Origin of the sequence: Acidovorax sp. NB1, assembly GCF_005405905.1 — a bacterium.
GTDB lineage: Bacteria > Pseudomonadota > Gammaproteobacteria > Burkholderiales > Burkholderiaceae_C > Acidovorax.
On sequence record NZ_BJHU01000057.1, the window covers coordinates 170761 to 186309 of the forward strand.

Consider the following 15549-nt stretch of genomic DNA (forward strand, 5'->3'; position numbering starts at 1 on the left):
CTGCTACAACAGTGCTGTTACCGCACACCTTTCCACTCCATGCGGCCAGGACCATGCGACAGCAGCTATCGCACCTGTTCCTGCGCCGCTGGCGGCGTATCGCTGTCACCCTGATCCCGCTGGTCTTTGCGCTGCTGCACATTGCCGATGTGCTGCACTTGCAGGTGCTGGAACGGCTGGACAACATCATCTACGACACGCGCCTGCGGGTCACCATGCCCCGCACGCTGGACGAGCGCATCGTCATCATCGACATCGATGAAAAGAGCCTGGGCCAGGTCGGCCAATGGCCATGGAGGCGCGACAAGCTGGCTGCCCTGACGCGCGAACTGTTCGAACGGCAACAGGTGTCGGTGCTGGGTTTCGATGTCGTGTTTGCAGAAGCAGATGAAAGCTCGGGGCTCTCCACACTGCGCGAGCTGGCGCAAGGCGCATTGCGCGAGCAACCCGGGTTCCAGGAACAACTTGCACGTCTTGCCCCGTCGCTGAACTACGACGCACTGTTTGCGCAGTCTCTGCAGGGCCGCCCTGTGGTCCTTGGCTACTACCTCTCGGGCAGCGACCGGGACGGCATCACCAAGGGGGCGTTGCCCCCTCCAGCGCTGCCGCTGGACCGCTTGCGCGGCTTGCCACTGATCGCCACGTCGTGGAAGGGCTATAGCAGCAACATCGAGAGTCTTGCGAACGCCGCACCCGCTGCCGGGTTCTTCAATTCGATCACCGACGAGGACGGCGTTGTGCGCTCCCTCCCGCTGCTGGCCGAGTACCAGGGGCAGTACTACGAATCACTGGCCCTGGCCATGTTCCGCGCCGTGATTGGCTCACCCGACATTCACCCGGGCTTCGCCAATCCGATCCCCAGCGGCACGCACGACGCCTTGCAAAGCATCGTGCTACGCGCCGATGGCCGCTCCCTCGCGCTGCCGGTGGATGATCAGCTGGCAACCCTCATCCCTTACCGAGGTCCGGGTGACGCCCGGGGTGGCTCCTTCCGGTATGTCTCTGCCTCGGATGTCCTGGAAGGCAAACTGCCACCAGGCCAACTCAAAGACCGGTTGGTGCTGGTGGGCTCCACAGCGCCCGGGCTGCTGGACCTGCGGGTGACCCCCGTCGGCCGAACCTATCCGGGAGTGGAAGCGCATGCCAATGTGCTTTCAGCCTTTCTGGACGGCAAGAATATCGTGCGGCCCGACTACGCCATTGGCTTTGATGCCTTGCAGCTGCTGTGCGCCGGGCTGCTGCTGGCCATTGCACTGCCCCTGCTATCGGCATCCGCAGCAGTGCTGCTGAGCGGGGGCGTGGTGACCGCGCTGGTGAGCGTCAACCTTTGGCTGTATCTTGCCCACGGACTCGCTTTACCACTCGCCACGGCAGTCGTGATGGCGCTGCTGGCGTTTGCACTCAACATGGCGTATGGCTACTTTGTGGAGAGCCGCTCCAAGCGTGAACTGGCCACCCTGTTCAGCGCGTATGTGCCACCCGAGCTGGTGGCCGAGATGGTGAAGCAGCCCGAGCACTACAGCATGCAAGCGACCAACCGCGAGTTGACCGTGATGTTCTGTGACATGCGTGGCTTCACGGCGATGTCGGAGCGCATGGAGCCACTGCAGCTGCAGGCGTTGCTCAACGAGGTGTTCAGCAAACTCACCCACATCATCCGAAGTCACCGGGGAACCATTGACAAATACATGGGCGACTGCGTGATGGCATTTTGGGGTGCCCCCGTTGCCACTCCGGACCACGCCCACCTGGCGGTATCGGCAGCGATGGAAATGGCCCAGGCCATCGGGCAGATCAATGCCGACCACCGGCAGCGTGGCCTGCCTGAAATCGGAGTAGGCATCGGGCTCAACACGGGCGTCATGTGCGTGGGCGACATGGGCTCGGACATCCGGCGCGCCTACACGGTCATCGGCGATGCCGTGAACCTGGGATCGCGGCTGGAGGGCCTGTCCAAACACTACGGCACTGCCATTGTGGTAAGTGAAAGTGCCCAGTCACTGGCCCCTCAGTTTGTCTGGCAGCAGATGGACCGCGTGCGCGTCAAAGGCAAAGCCCAGGCTGTTCCCATCTACCAACCCTTGGGCAAACTGGGGCAGGTGCCCCATCGCCAAGCGGAAGAGCTGGAAGTGTGGACGCAATTTCTAGCAGCCTATGTTGCGCAGGAATGGGCACAATGTGATGCATTGTTGACTCAGTTGCGAGAGTTCGAGCCCAACGCCGTGCTGCACGCGCTGTACGCCGAACGCGTGGCGAGCCTCCGGTTGTTGCCCTTCAACCCGGAGTGGGACAGCGCCACCAACTTCGACACCAAGTAAATAGATAGGCAACCAAACAACAGCGGGAAGGCTTCACATGCAGGTTCGCGTGCTGGGTTGCTCCGGTGCCATCGCCAAGGACTGTCGCACGACGTCCTTCTTGATTGGAGACCGCATCCTTATCGATGCGGGCACCGGCGTGGGCGACCTTACGCTGGAGGAAATGGGCCGAATTGACCATGTCCTGCTCACCCACTCGCATCTCGACCATATCGCCGCACTGCCCCTGATGCTGGACGCGGTATCGTCCTTGCGCCGCAGCCCCTTGCAGGTCCATGCCTTGCCCGCCACGATCGCAGCACTCCAGACGCACGTGTTCAACAATGTGATTTGGCCAGACTTCAGCACGATCCCATCGCAAGCATCGCCATTCCTTCAGTACCAAGCCTTTGCGACCGGCGAGTTGCTGGCGATAGACGGCACCGAAATCGAAGTTCTCCCTGCGCGCCACACCGTCCCTGCCGTAGGCTTCGCCGTACGCGGAGACGCGGGCTGGTGGGTGTTCAGTGGCGACACCGAACGCAACCAGGCCTTCTGGGACCGCGTTAACACGCTGCCCGTAGCCTACCTCGTCATAGAAACCGCCTTCAGCAACCGCGAACGCGATCTTGCGCGCCGCAGCCTGCATCTGTCACCCGACACCCTGGCCCAGGAACTGGCGCATATCCGCCCGGCGAACCGCTATCCCATCTACATCACACACACCAAGCCTTCGGAAACCGAACTCATCATGGAGGAGATTCGGCAGCTAGATCGCCTCACTGGCTCCCTGGGCCCACACGACATTCGGTGGCTGAGCGCTGGTCAAACACTGGAAGTGTGAGAGTCGGCTTGACAATACTGGCTGACAAAAATGTAACCACCAAAGGGAAAAATGGGCTTTTCTGATGCAACGCAGTCCGCTCAAACACCAACCTCTGCACCGGTTGGTGAACAATGTTGAAGAGCAAGTCTTTTTGCTGATGTTTGTTCGTCAAGCGCTTGACTTCGTTCCATTGAGCCCCGCGCAGAAGAGCAGTTTCTACTCTCACCCAGGCTCTGCAAGACATTTCTGAGGACAACAGCGGCAGCTAGGCCAAGCAGGCACGCGGATTGCATAGCAAACGCGCATTTGCAACTTTCCTAAGGAGTTTTTCATGAAACGCTATATCCAAAAGGGGTTTACCCTGATTGAGCTGATGATCGTGGTTGCGATCATCGGTATTCTTGCAGCCGTGGCCCTGCCAGCCTACCAGGACTACACAATCCGTGCGCGTGTTACGGAAGGCTTGGCCTTGTCGGCAGCTGCAAAGCTGAATGTTGCCGAGTTTGCGGCACGCGGTGCAGATGTTGCGGTTGCGACTGGGTACAACACGGGGTTCAATGTGGTTGCCTTCCAGCCAACTGCAAACGTCCTGAACTTGACCATTGCCCCTGCAACTGGAGTGATCTCGATCAACTACACAGCTCGTGTGCAGCCTGCAGCAACCAATTTGCTTACACTGAATCCGTACACGGGAACTCAAGCGGCTCCAGTAGTTCTCCCGGTCGGTACGGGTGTATTCTCCCCACCAGCCGAGCCTATTAAGTGGCGTTGCCGCGCCGCCGGCGCTGTTGGCACCTTGATTGGCACTGCAGGTACGATACCCGCCCGCTTGGCTCCTGGCGAGTGCCGTTAATAGCTTCGACAGAGATCAAAAAGGAGCGCTCAGGCGCTCCTTTTTTATTTATGAAAATAATTCTCAAAGACAGAATTAACGCCGCATTACGTGCATTCTTTTTTCACGTGGCAATTTCCAGTCTTGTGGCGTCTGTAGCTGCGATCATTGTCTTTCTCATATGGTATCCGCAACCCTATCTTGACATGCTAGGGGGTAGTGGTTTGTTTCTATTAATTGTAGGTGTCGATGTAGCCTGTGGCCCACTACTAACATTGGTCATCTTTAGCCCCAAGAAATCCCGCAGAGAATTGATGCTAGATTTTTCATTGGTGGCGATACTACAAATTGTAGCGCTCGCATATGGAATTTACACAATGGCACTCGCTCGGCCAGTTTATCTTGCTTACGAGCTAGATAGATTTAGAGTAATATCTTTTGCCGATCTGGAAAATAATTCAATCTCACAAAAGCCCTCATCAATTTCAAACCCAAGCTGGACTGGGCCAGCAGCGATAGCAATTCGAGTTGCACAACCAGATGACCCGGACTACTTGGATCAGGTATCACTCTCAATTTCTGGCTTAGAACCTGTCTTTAGACCAGATCGATGGGAGTCTTATGAAAATCAAAGAGATTTGATTTTAAAAAAATCACACACGATCGATGCTTTGATAAAAAAATATCCGGAAAGCAAAGAATCAATTGAGTTAATATTAAAAAATATCGATGCAACAAAAGAGGAAATCAACTGGCTCCCGATGCAATCCAGAAAAAGCACATCATGGGTGGTTCTAGTTAGTAAAAAAAATGCCGCCATTCTTGGCTTTCTACCCTATGATGGTTTTTAATCAACAAGCTCCGGCCATTCAGAATTAGCTCGCAGCATTCCATCTAACACCCGGTGGTCTCAATTCTGAAGTGCAACACCTGAACCCCAGGTAAATTGCACAGATGACTTCACGACACACGCACTTGCAGCCAGGGGATCGACTGACCCTGGGGTCACTTGTCCAGTAGGGTCTGAGCCAACGATCCATCGCCCACCTGCTCGGGCACAGTCCCAACGCCGTCTGCCGCGGGCTGGCACGCAATGGCTGCGCTGCCCAGGGTTGTGCCTTCAAACCCGCCGAGGCCGCCTGTGAAGCCCGTCGCGTTGCCGCACGACCACGGCCTAAGCTGCACCCACAAGGTTGCGCTGTGGCATGTGATCTTTTGCTGTAGCGTTGGTCGCCCCAGCAGATTGCCTACACACTGCGGAATATGCATCCCGATGACCCCAGCCAGCGTGCGCACCATGAGTCGATCTACAACGCCATCTACACCGATCCCCGTAGGGAGCTGACGAAAAAGTTGATCGCGCTGGGGCCGCAGCGGTGTCGCCCTCGCCCGGCAGGACAAGAGCGTTGTGGGTAGCTTCCCGAGATGGTCAGCATCCACGTGCGCCCCCCCCGAAGTCAACGATTGGCTGATGCCAGGGCATTGGGAGGGTGATTTGATCAAGGGCGCCAACAATCAGTCTGCCGTGGGTGTGCTGGTCGAGCGCAGCACGCGCCCGGTGTGCTGCTGCGCCTTATGCCCGATGCCACGGCCGAGTCGGCATTGGCCGCCTTCACGGTCAAGCTCAGCCAAGTGGCGCAGCCCTTGCGCCAGACGCTCAGCTACGACCAGGGCAAGGAAATGGCGCGCCATCGGGAGTTGGCCCAAGCCACGCGGGCATGCGGGCGTACTTCTGTGATCCGTACAGCCCCTGGCAGCGGGGCAGTTGCGAGAACACGAGTGGGTTGCTGCGCCAGTTCCTACCCAAGGGTACGGATCTGGGCACACATGATCAAGAGGCCTCGGACTCCATTGCCGATCTGATGAACAACCGGCCTCGCCAGACGCTAGACTGAAAATCGCCGTACAAAGCATTTCAGCAGTTCATGCAGGCCATTGCGCAGCGCCAGGGCGCTACCATTCACAGAGTCTCAATGGTGGGGTTGCACTTCAGAATTGAGATCGCCCACTATCACTCGCTCGCCACGTACCAGACTTTCCACCACTCTTCTCCGTCACGCGGACACCATGAATCGCCATACCTCTATCAACCGCTTTGCACATATCAAAAACAGTTAGCAAAACAACCTGCACTGCCGTCAACGCCTCCATTTCGACCCCGGTCGGCCCCATGGTCTCCACGGTAGCAGTGCATTGAACCGCACTGTCGGCATGTAGTAACTCGAATTCCACAGCCACCCGGGTCAGCGCCAGGGGGTGGCATAGTGGAATCAATTCACTTGTCTTCTTCGCGGCCATGATGCCCGCGATGCGCGCGATGCCAAGCACGTCTCCTTTTTTGGCTGTGCCGCTTTCTATGATGGCAAGCGTTGCCGGCTGCATCTCGATACGGCCGGTCGCCACTGCGATGCGGTGGGTGGCGGGTTTAGCGCCCACATCCACCATATGGGCTTGGCCTTGGGCGTCGAAATGGGTGAGAGAGGACATAGCGGAGTACTGGTAGTAGGAGTTGTTGCGAAACAATCGGCGGCTCAGGGCATCATACGGACATGCGGAACTGCTTTTGGCCACGGGGGCTTGCCGTCTTGCCCCGGCACCATCTTCTTGCTGATTTCTGTCTTTTTTCGCCCTTTGTGCGCGTCAGACGGGCTCATATTGCTATATTATTTATAGCAATATGGTTGGTACTACCAGCCAATGCGCAGTCCCCGCTGCCTACGCTAGGCGAAAGCAGCGACCTCACCACCAGCGCCGAGCGTCGCCTGGGCGATCGCATCATCCGGGAGCTGTACAGGGATCCCGACTATATCGACGACCCCGTCATTGCAGACTATGTGCAGGGCATATGGCAGCCGCTGATGGCTGCAGCCAAGGCGCGGGGTGAACTTTCTGGCGAGCTGGACGAGCGCTTCGCTTGGGAGATCCTGCTGGGGCGGGATCGCACGGTGAACGCGTTTGCGTTGCCTGGCGGTTACCTGGGGGTGCACCTGGGCCTGGTGGGGGTGGTAACAACACGCGATGAACTCGCATCCGTGCTCGCCCACGAACTCAGCCATGTCACCCAGCGCCACATCTCACGCCTGATCACGCAGCAGAGCAAACAGACCCCACTGCTGCTGGGCGCACTGGTGCTGGGCGCGCTGGCCGCCAGCAAGAACCCTGGCGCCACGCAAGCCCTGGTGGTGGGAGGGCAGGCCCTGGCGATGCAGAACCAGCTCAACTTCTCGCGCGACATGGAGCGCGAGGCGGACCGCATCGGCTACGGGCTGATGGCACCGGCGGGGTTTGCGCCCCAAGGCTTTGTGAGCATGTTTGACAAGCTGCAGCAGGCCAATCGGCTCAATGACAATGGCTCGTGGCCCTATCTGCGCAGCCATCCATTGACCAGCGAGCGCATGGCAGACATGCAATCGCGCAATCCGCCTGGCAGCAGTTCAGGCCCAACCGCACCCACCTCCTTGGACCATGCTTTAGTGGCCGCCCGCGCGCGGGTGCTCTCCAACCCCGGGGTGGACACCTTGCGCCAATGGGTCAATGAGCCCCAGGGCATCGGGTTCGCTGGCCAGCCGCTGCAGCGACGCGCGGCAGCGTTGTACGCCGCTGCCCTCGGGGGCCTGCAGCTGCGTGACATGGGGGGCGCGCGATCTACCGCGCTGAAGCTCGAAGCACTGGTCCAGTCCGACCCTGCCGCGCTGCGCCTTGTGCGCTTGTTGCGTGCAGAGATCGAGCTGACCACTGGCGATGCAGCAGCGGCGATGGCCGCACTGCCAGAAGCCCAGGGCGCCAGCACGCGCAGGCCGGAGCTGTTGCTGCGCAGCCAAGCCTTGCTCAAGGCCGGCCAGGCAGCCACGGGAACGGGTCCACTGCAAACCTGGGTGTCCAGCCATCCCAAAGACGCCAGCGCATGGCTCCTGCTGGCTGCATTGTGGCAAGCCCAGAACCAGGGCCTGCGCGCCATCCGCGCGGAGGCCGAGGCCCATGCTGCGCGGTATGACTACGCTGCGGCGGTGGACCGGTTCAAGGCAGGCCAGGATATGGCCCGCCGTGGTGGTGCGGCGGCGGACCACATTGAAGCGTCCATCATCGACACCCGGCTGCGCGCCATGGAGTCACTTCTTCGTGAACAGGCCGCCGAGCGCTGATTCGATCAGTACGCCCAACACAGAGTAAATGAGCGAGCCCAACAGGGCTGCGCCAAACCCGGTGACATGGAAGCCGTCAAGCACGCTGGCGGCTGCCCAGAACATCAGTGCGTTGATGACGAACAAGAAGAGCCCCACGGTCACGATGGTGACCGGCAGTGTCAGCACCACCAGCACCGGCCGCAGGACCACATTGAACAAGCCGATCACGAAGGCCGCGATCAACGCCGAGGAAAAGCTTTTCACCTCGACGCCACTGTAGATGTACGCCACGAACAACAGCGCGGCTGCGCTGAGCAGCCATTTGAGAAGAAGTTTCATGGCCAAAGAATAGCACCGGCCAGCGGGCAAGAAAAAGGGCCCTACAGGCCCTTTTTTGATCACCTATCGCCCGACCCACGAGAGGCAGGCGTGTCCTTGTGGCGCACCATGGCGCCCGGTCACTCCAGCGCCAGCACCCACAGGGTGCCAAAACCGGTAAGCAAGCTGCCCATCAGGGTGCCCGGCCTGGGGGTGGGCCAGCGGCGGCCCGTCGCCTGGCCTTGCGCCCCGTCCTCTGGGGCTTCCGACTTGGGGCGGCGGGCATCCACGACCTGGGCGGCAGAGGGTTGGGCGGCCTGCAACTGCTCCGTCAGCTCCACCAAGGGCCCCTTGGCAACCACGGTGGTCACGCTGTTCGCGGGGGCCCGCAGGACGGGGAGAATCTGGGCAAACAGCTTGTCTGCCCACTTGGTGCGCCAGTTTTCACGGGCGCTGTGGCTGACCCATTTGCTGATGCGGTGGGTCATGCGCGGCGCACAGGCCACCAGCACCCACTGGGTCTGCGCCATCGGCGCACGGGCAAACAGGGGCGCTAGCACCTGCTGGGCATACGCTGCGTCGTCCACGTACACGATGACTCTGTCCATACCACCTCCTGTGTAAGCCACAAGGCCCCGGTGTGCAAGGAACACACCTGCGGGGCCATCGATCAGATCAGTGCTGCTGTTCGGCAGGTGCCGCAGCGCCTCGGCGCGAAAGAATGAACTTCCCAGCCGCCAGCACCAGCAACGCACCGGCCACGCTGGCACCGTACTTGACCGTGTCGAGCACATCGCCAGAAGCGTCCAGCGGCATCTTCAGCATCCACTGCCACTTGTCAGGGTTGGCCAGGGCAGGGTCAGTGACCAGCATGCCACCCGCGATCCAGCCCAGCAGCATGCCGCCCAGCGTGATGATCATCGGGAAACGCTCCATGAGCTTGATGACCAACTGGCTGCCCCAGACGATGATCGGGATGGAGATCAACAGGCCCAGCACCACCAGCAGGAACTGGTGTTCGCCCGCGTTCTGCGCAGCACCGGCAATGGCGATCACGTTGTCCACGCTCATCACCAGGTCGGCCACGATGATGGTCTTGATGGCCGCCAGCAGCTTGTCGCTGCCCTGCACGTCGCCATGGCCTTCTTCATCCGGGGCCAGCAGCTTGACACCAATCCACACCAGCAGGATCGCGCCCACAAACTTGAGGAAGGGCAGCGCCAGTAGCGTCATCGCAAACGCGATCAGGATCACGCGCAGCACAATGGCACCGGCCGTGCCCCAGATGATGCCCTTGGTGCGCTGTGCAGGGGGCAGCTTGCGGCAAGCCAGCGCAATGACCACAGCGTTATCGCCACCCAGCAGGATGTCGATGATGATGATCTGGCCCAGTGCGAGCCAGAATTCGGGCGATGCCAAAAAGTCCATAAATTCCTCTGTATCAGTAGCGCGAAGGGAGGATCTCGCCGCCACTGTAGCGCCGAGTCCATCCCAGGGATAGAGGGCCTGCGGTCGGAGGATCAGGGACTTGCAGCCACGCGGCGGGGGCGCGGCGCACGAAGAGGCAGCCTTGATCAGCCCACAGCGGGCCCATCAAAGGTCTTGCTCAGTTCCGCACATGGACATGTGCGTGGAACCCGGAACGCCGGAAGCAATGCTTCGTATTGACGACGAATCCGATGCCCTGCACTGCGAACACGAGGGCGTGGCCCCGCTGCAATGCAAGTCGGGAGCTACTCCCCTTCGAGCCTTCGATTGGAACATCGCCAGCGCAGCCACGCAAGGGTCGGCATGTTGTGGTTACTGCGTATGTCCGTCGTGGCGCGCAGGGGATGGGGCAGATAACACCACAGCCCGCATACCACGCCCGGGCGGCTATGATCCAGCCCCCTTGTGTCCCGCCCCTTCATGGCCGCCATCCACATCACCGACATCGAAGCCGCCATCAACCACTGGCGCCACCGCGCGCCGTCGCCGGACGGCGTTGCACTGGCGCCCGAGATCGAGGCCCTGGGGGAAGCGTATGCGCTGATGGTCTACCACCGCCAGACCACTATCGACGAAAACGACCTGCCTGCCCACGCGCTGGCCGCATGGCTGGTCTGGTACGACACCACCCCCGACACCCCCTGCATCGCCATCTGCTCCACCAGCCAGGGAGACGATCTGTGCAAAGGCTGCGGCCGCACCTTCGAAGAAGTGCAGCACTGGCCGTCCCTGAGCCCTGCTGAAAAGCGGGTGGTGTGGCGCCGCATCACCATGGAACATTCTGCGTGGCGCTTCAATCGTTATGCTGAGCGTGCTGCCGAGGGCGCCTCAGCGCCACAAGCGCCCGCGCCCTGAAACCAGCAAGGACGGGGGCTGTACGCCGCCCCCCGCAGCCGCTATGGTGGAGCCATGCTGCGCCTGACCCAAGCCCCGAACATTGCCATCGCCACGCTGTGGGCCGACCTGCTCTGTGAGGCGGGTATGGCGGCGTCGGTACAGCGGCAATACCTGGGTGCCGCTGCGGGGCACCTGCCGCCCGACCAGTGCCTGCCCGAGATCTGGCTGGATTGCGAAGAACACGCCACCCGCGCACGCGCCCTGTTGCAGGAATTGCAGACCCTGCCCCAGCGCCACTGGGCCTGCCGCTGCGGCGAAATTGTGGAAGGTGGCTTCGAACAGTGCTGGCAGTGTGGCGCACTCATGCCACGCGACTGAGGCCCGCTCACGTCTGGGCGGGCAGACAGCTAACCAATCACTCCTGATTTGATAGCTAAAAAGGTATACCTATCAGGCGGAAACGGCCTTTTTTACTCAAGAATCTACTTCCAGCGCACAGGCTCCACATGCACACTGCCCTGGGTGCTGCTCAGTGTGATGGCCCCCTCCTGCACCGTGGCCTGCAGCTGCATGCTGCGCTCGGCCAGCTGGGCCAGGGCCTGGGATGCCTCGGTGGGAATGCGCCAGACCTGCAGCTTGTCCAGGCGCGAGAGCTTGCTTTCGATGCCCTTCCACCAGATTTCCGAAGCGTGGTTGAAGCAGTAGACGATCACGGAGTCGGCCTTGCTGCAGGCCTTGGTCAGCGGCTTGTCCTCGGGCTGGCCCACTTCGACCCACACGCGCTTGCGTCCGGTGAAGTCGGTGAGCGATGCATCCGGGTCATCCGGGTCCGACAGGCCCGCGCCAAACGCCAGCGTGCCGTCGCCGTTGCACAGGTCGTTGAGCTGGTGCGCCTGGATGGCCAAGGCGGCCAGCCGGACCATCATGCGCTCGTCCGTCTCGCTGGGGTGGCGTGCCAGGGTAAGCGCATGGTCAGCGTAGTAGCCATGGTCGATGTCGGCGATCTGAAGGTTCGCCTTGAAGATGGTGGATTTGATGGCCATGCAGCCTCGCTACAAAATAGATAGCCGCTAGTGCTTGACAGACAAGCGCTAGCGGCCAAAGAAGCTTGAAAAAGCTGCGGTCAGACCCGGCGTGCCAACTCGGCTGCCTTGCCCACATAGCTGCCGGGCGTCATGGCCAGCAGGCGGTCCTTTTCAGCCTGGGGAATCTCCAGTGACTGGATCAGGCCGTGCAGCGCCTCGGCCGTCACGGTCTTGCCACGGGTCACTTCCTTGAGCTTTTCGTAGGCGCCCTGAACGCCAAAACGGCGCATCACGGTCTGGATGGGCTCGGCCAGCACTTCCCACGCGGCGTCCAGGTCTTCGGCCAGGTTTTCTTCGTTGATTTCGAGCTTGTTCAGGCCGGTGAGCAGCGAGGCATAGGCCAGCGTGGCGTAGCCCAGGGCCACGCCCATGTTGCGCAGCACGGTGCTGTCGGTCAGGTCACGCTGCCAGCGGCTGACAGGCAGCTTTTCGGACAGGTGCTTGAGCAGCGCATTGGCCAAGCCCAGGTTGCCTTCGGCGTTCTCGAAGTCGATGGGGTTGACCTTGTGCGGCATGGTGCTCGAACCGATCTCGCCGGCCTTCAGGCGCTGCTTGAAGTAGCCCAGGCTTACATAGCCCCAGATGTCGCGCGACAGATCGATCAGGATGGTGTTGGCACGGGCCACGGCGTCGAACAGCTCGGCCATGTAGTCGTGCGGCTCGATCTGGATCGAGTAGGGCTGGAAGGTCAGGCCCAGGCCCAGGGGCTCGGGCGTTTCGATGACCTTCTTGCTGAAGGCTTCCCAGTCAAACTCGGGCCAGGCAGACAGGTGGGCGTTGTAGTTCCCCACGGCGCCGTTCATCTTGCCCATGATCTTGACGGCGGCGATCTTCTCGCAGGCCGTCTGCAGGCGCATCACCACGTTGGCCATTTCCTTGCCCACGGTGGTGGGGCTGGCGGTCTGGCCGTGGGTGCGGCTGAGCATGGGCACGTCGGCAAAGGCGTGCGCCATTTCGCGCAGCTTGAGCACGATGCGGTCCAGGCCCGGCAGCACGACCTGGTCGCGGCCGGAGCGCAGTTGCAGCGCGTGGCTGGTGTTGTTGATGTCTTCGCTGGTGCAGGCAAAGTGCACGAATTCGGAGGCCTTTTCCAGCTCGGGGCGGGCTTCGAACTTGCTCTTGATCCAGTATTCGACCGCCTTCACGTCGTGGTTGGTGGTCTTTTCGATTTCCTTGATGGCGGCGGCATCGGCTTCGGAGAAGTTCTTGACCAGGCCCAGCAAGTAAGCGCGCGCTCCTGTGGTGAGGGGCTTGAATTCAGCAAAACCCGCATCCGAGAGCGCAATGAACCAGGCCACCTCCACCTGCACGCGGCGGTGCATGTAGCCATGCTCGCTCATGATCGGGCGCAGGGCAGCAAGTTTAGTGGCGTAACGGCCGTCAAGCGGCGACAGGGCAGTGATGGTAGACAGGCTCATGGCGCGCAATTGTAGGCGGGGTGGGTCGGCGGGGTTTGTGGGGGCGGCGCATCAGTCAGCCTCATGCCGGGTCGCTGTCGATAGAATCAAACCCGAATTGTTCAGCATCCCCGCGCACTGGAAGACACACCATGAAATTGATCGGAGCCACCACCAGCCCTTACGTGCGCAAGGTACGTATCGTGATGGCTGAGAAAAAGCTCGACTACCAGTTCGTGCAAGAAAACGTCTGGGCAGACGACACCCACATTGCCACCTCCAACCCGCTGGGCAAGGTGCCCTGCCTGGTCATGGAAGGCGGCGAAGCCGTTTTTGACTCGCGCGTGATCGTCGAATACCTGGACACCCTCTCGCCCGTGGGCAAACTGATCCCGTCGCAAGGCCGCGAACGTGCCGAGGTCAAGACCTGGGAAGCCCTGGCCGACGGCGTGATGGATGCCGGCATCCTGGCCCGCCTGGAAGCCACCTGGGCCCACCGCAAGGACAGCGAACGCAGCCAGGCCTGGATTGACCGCCAGTTGATCAAGGTGAACGACGGGCTCAAGTCCATGAGCCAGGGCCTGGGCGACAAGCCCTACTGCAGTGGCATTCACCTGAGCCTGTCCGACATCGCCGTGGGCTGCGCCCTCGGCTGGCTGGAGTTCCGCTTTCCCGAGATAGCTTGGCGCAGCGAGTACCCCAACCTGGGCAAGCTGCTCGACAAGCTGATGCTGCGCCCGAGCTTCGCCGACACCAAACCGTCCTGAGCGGCCAGCATGGCAGCCCAGGTTGGGTAAAGCCCCCACGGCGGGCTTGCCGTATGCTCGGGTGCTTATGAACGAAATGGTTCAAAACTCTTCGAAGGCATCTGGCACACGGGCTACGCGGCAGCGTGCCGCCCGTGATGCTGCGTCCACCCCAGGGGCCGACCGCGTGCGCATCAACGACCCCGACCGCACGATGGCCAACATCTTGCAGGTGGCCACGGCCGAGTTTGCCGACAAGGGCCTGGCTGGGGCGCGCATCGATGAGATTGCCGCGCTGACCAGCACCAGCAAACGCATGATCTACTACTACTTCGGTAGCAAGGAAGGTCTGTATGTGGCGGTGCTGGAGGATGCCTACCGGCGCATCCGGCGCATTGAGTCGGAACTGCACCTCGAAGACCTCGCGCCCGAGCAGGCCCTGCGCACCCTGGTGGGTTTCACGGTGGACTACCAGCTCGCCAACCCCGACTTCATCCGCCTGGTGATGAACGAGAACATGCACCGGGGCGAGTTCATCAGCCAGTCCACCACCATCCAGGAACTCAACATCCCGGTCATCCATGCCGTGCGTGACGTGTACCAGCGTGGCGTGGCTGCGGGGGTTTTTCGTCCGGATGTGGATCCGGTCGATCTGCACATGTCGATCTCGGCCCTGTGTTTTTTCAATGTGGCCAACCGCCACACCTTTGGCGCGATCTTCAAGCGCTCGCTCGACACCCCCGCCGCCACGGCGCAACGCCGTGAATCGATCATCGAGATGATCGTGCGCTTCCTGCGGCCCTGATCCGCCTGGCGCGTGCGCGCACCGACGCCCGCGCCACACAGTCATCCCCCCCTTCGTCGGCACCCTGCGTGCGCCCCTGGCGTGGCGGCGCCCTGCCATGACCACGCATGCAGGGTTTGCACCTAGATCAAATACTAACCAGTTCGTACAAAATTTAAGAACAGCAACCGATAACGACTGGAGACACCATGTTTGCACTGGCCGACCGCTGGCTCGGGCGATACACCCGCGCACTCGACATGCTTTCCGGCCTGTGCCTGGCCATCATGGTGGTGCTGGTGTTTGGCAACGTGGTGTTGCGCTACACCGTGAATTCGGGCATTACGGTGTCCGAAGAGCTGTCGCGCTGGTTGTTCGTGTGGCTGACCTTCATGGGAGCCGTGGTGGCTTTGCGGGAGCATGGACACCTGGGCACCGATGTGCTGGTGTCCCGCCTGCCTGCGGCGGGCAAGAAGGTCTGCCTGGTTCTCGCACAGATCGCCATGCTGTATGTCTCCTGGCTGCTGCTCAAGGGCAGCTGGGCGCAGATGGTGATCAATGCCGACACCGAAGCACCGGTCACGGGGGCATCGGTGGGCATCTTCTACGCCAGCGGTGTGCTCATGGGCGGGTCCGCCATTGCCATCCTGCTGCGTGATCTGCTGCGCACACTCTTTGTGCCGCTGAGCGAAAACGAACTGGTCATGGTGCAGGAAAGCGAAGAACTCGCAGCGCTGCAACACCGCACGGAAGACGCCAGTGCAACCCCTCCCTCGGCAGGCCCGCGCCGCTGATCCCCCTTTTGCACTGGAACG

Annotated in this window: 16 protein-coding genes; 10 read left to right on the forward strand and 6 right to left on the reverse strand. The window is 61.1% G+C overall.

Going from position 1 to position 15549, the window contains the following annotated elements; translation table 11 throughout:
• Nucleotides 1–53 precede the first annotated feature (53 nt).
• From AvAM_RS23535 to tfpZ, 4 genes are all read left to right on the forward strand, one after another.
• Nucleotides 54–2318 (forward strand): CHASE2 domain-containing protein, encoded by a 2265-nt coding sequence (locus tag AvAM_RS23535; RefSeq protein WP_137749327.1) that lies wholly within the window; start codon nucleotides 54–56, stop codon nucleotides 2316–2318.
• Between the two features lie 37 nt (nucleotides 2319–2355).
• Complete coding sequence (locus AvAM_RS23540; RefSeq protein ID WP_137749328.1) at nucleotides 2356–3141, forward strand: MBL fold metallo-hydrolase; 786 nt, start codon at nucleotides 2356–2358, stop codon at nucleotides 3139–3141.
• A gap of 313 nt (nucleotides 3142–3454) precedes the next feature.
• Complete coding sequence (locus AvAM_RS23545; protein ID WP_137749329.1) at nucleotides 3455–3976, forward strand: pilin; 522 nt, start codon at nucleotides 3455–3457, stop codon at nucleotides 3974–3976.
• A 50-nt stretch (nucleotides 3977–4026) separates the two neighbouring features.
• Nucleotides 4027–4806, forward strand: a complete 780-nt coding sequence (gene tfpZ, locus AvAM_RS23550) for a TfpX/TfpZ family type IV pilin accessory protein (RefSeq protein WP_137749330.1) — start codon at nucleotides 4027–4029, stop codon at nucleotides 4804–4806.
• 1138 nt (nucleotides 4807–5944) lie between these two features.
• Here the strand turns inward: tfpZ and moaC are convergent.
• Nucleotides 5945–6442, reverse strand: coding sequence for a cyclic pyranopterin monophosphate synthase MoaC (moaC, locus tag AvAM_RS23560; RefSeq protein ID WP_137749331.1), 498 nt, complete (start codon nucleotides 6440–6442; stop codon nucleotides 5945–5947).
• A gap of 194 nt (nucleotides 6443–6636) precedes the next feature.
• Between moaC and AvAM_RS23565 the strand changes: the two genes are divergently transcribed.
• Nucleotides 6637–8097, forward strand: a complete 1461-nt coding sequence (locus AvAM_RS23565; protein WP_249368344.1) for a M48 family metalloprotease — start codon at nucleotides 6637–6639, stop codon at nucleotides 8095–8097.
• Here AvAM_RS23565 and AvAM_RS23570 read toward each other — a convergent pair.
• The 3 genes from AvAM_RS23570 to AvAM_RS23580 form a co-directional block, all read right to left on the reverse strand.
• Nucleotides 8065–8418 carry a phage holin family protein gene (locus tag AvAM_RS23570; RefSeq protein ID WP_137749333.1) on the reverse strand — a complete coding sequence of 118 codons (354 nt, stop codon included), beginning with the start codon at nucleotides 8416–8418 and terminating at the stop codon, nucleotides 8065–8067. The genes AvAM_RS23565 and AvAM_RS23570 overlap by 33 nt on opposite strands.
• A gap of 119 nt (nucleotides 8419–8537) precedes the next feature.
• A complete protein-coding gene (locus AvAM_RS23575; RefSeq protein ID WP_137749334.1) occupies nucleotides 8538–9005 on the reverse strand; it encodes a hypothetical protein in 468 nt (155 codons plus the stop codon).
• Between the two features lie 67 nt (nucleotides 9006–9072).
• Nucleotides 9073–9825 carry a TerC family protein gene (locus AvAM_RS23580; protein ID WP_137749335.1) on the reverse strand — a complete coding sequence of 251 codons (753 nt, stop codon included), beginning with the start codon at nucleotides 9823–9825 and terminating at the stop codon, nucleotides 9073–9075.
• Nucleotides 9826–10305: 480 nt separating this feature from the next.
• Here AvAM_RS23580 and AvAM_RS23585 point away from each other — a divergent pair, with 480 nt between their 5' ends.
• Nucleotides 10306–10740: a DUF3717 domain-containing protein gene (locus AvAM_RS23585; protein ID WP_137749336.1), complete on the forward strand. Its 435-nt coding sequence runs from the start codon at nucleotides 10306–10308 to the stop codon at nucleotides 10738–10740.
• Nucleotides 10741–10794: 54 nt separating this feature from the next.
• Nucleotides 10795–11100, forward strand: coding sequence for a DUF2007 domain-containing protein (locus tag AvAM_RS23590; protein ID WP_137749337.1), 306 nt, complete (start codon nucleotides 10795–10797; stop codon nucleotides 11098–11100).
• Between the two features lie 104 nt (nucleotides 11101–11204).
• Here AvAM_RS23590 and AvAM_RS23595 read toward each other — a convergent pair whose 3' ends face one another.
• Entirely contained in the window at nucleotides 11205–11765 is a 561-nt protein-coding gene (locus tag AvAM_RS23595) for a YaeQ family protein (RefSeq protein ID WP_137749338.1), read from the reverse strand.
• An 80-nt stretch (nucleotides 11766–11845) separates the two neighbouring features.
• Nucleotides 11846–13225, reverse strand: a complete 1380-nt coding sequence (purB, locus tag AvAM_RS23600) for an adenylosuccinate lyase (protein WP_137749339.1) — start codon at nucleotides 13223–13225, stop codon at nucleotides 11846–11848.
• Between the two features lie 131 nt (nucleotides 13226–13356).
• Between purB and AvAM_RS23605 the strand changes: the two genes are divergently transcribed.
• The 3 genes from AvAM_RS23605 to AvAM_RS23615 all read left to right on the forward strand — a co-directional run bounded on the left by AvAM_RS23605 (nucleotide 13357) and on the right by AvAM_RS23615 (nucleotide 15528).
• Nucleotides 13357–13971: a glutathione S-transferase N-terminal domain-containing protein gene (locus tag AvAM_RS23605; RefSeq protein WP_137749340.1), complete on the forward strand. Its 615-nt coding sequence runs from the start codon at nucleotides 13357–13359 to the stop codon at nucleotides 13969–13971.
• A gap of 67 nt (nucleotides 13972–14038) precedes the next feature.
• On the forward strand, nucleotides 14039–14755 hold the full coding sequence (locus AvAM_RS23610) for a TetR family transcriptional regulator (RefSeq protein WP_137749341.1): 717 nt from the start codon (nucleotides 14039–14041) through the stop codon (nucleotides 14753–14755).
• A gap of 188 nt (nucleotides 14756–14943) precedes the next feature.
• Nucleotides 14944–15528, forward strand: a complete 585-nt coding sequence (locus AvAM_RS23615; protein WP_137749342.1) for a TRAP transporter small permease — start codon at nucleotides 14944–14946, stop codon at nucleotides 15526–15528.
• Nucleotides 15529–15549 lie beyond the last annotated feature (21 nt).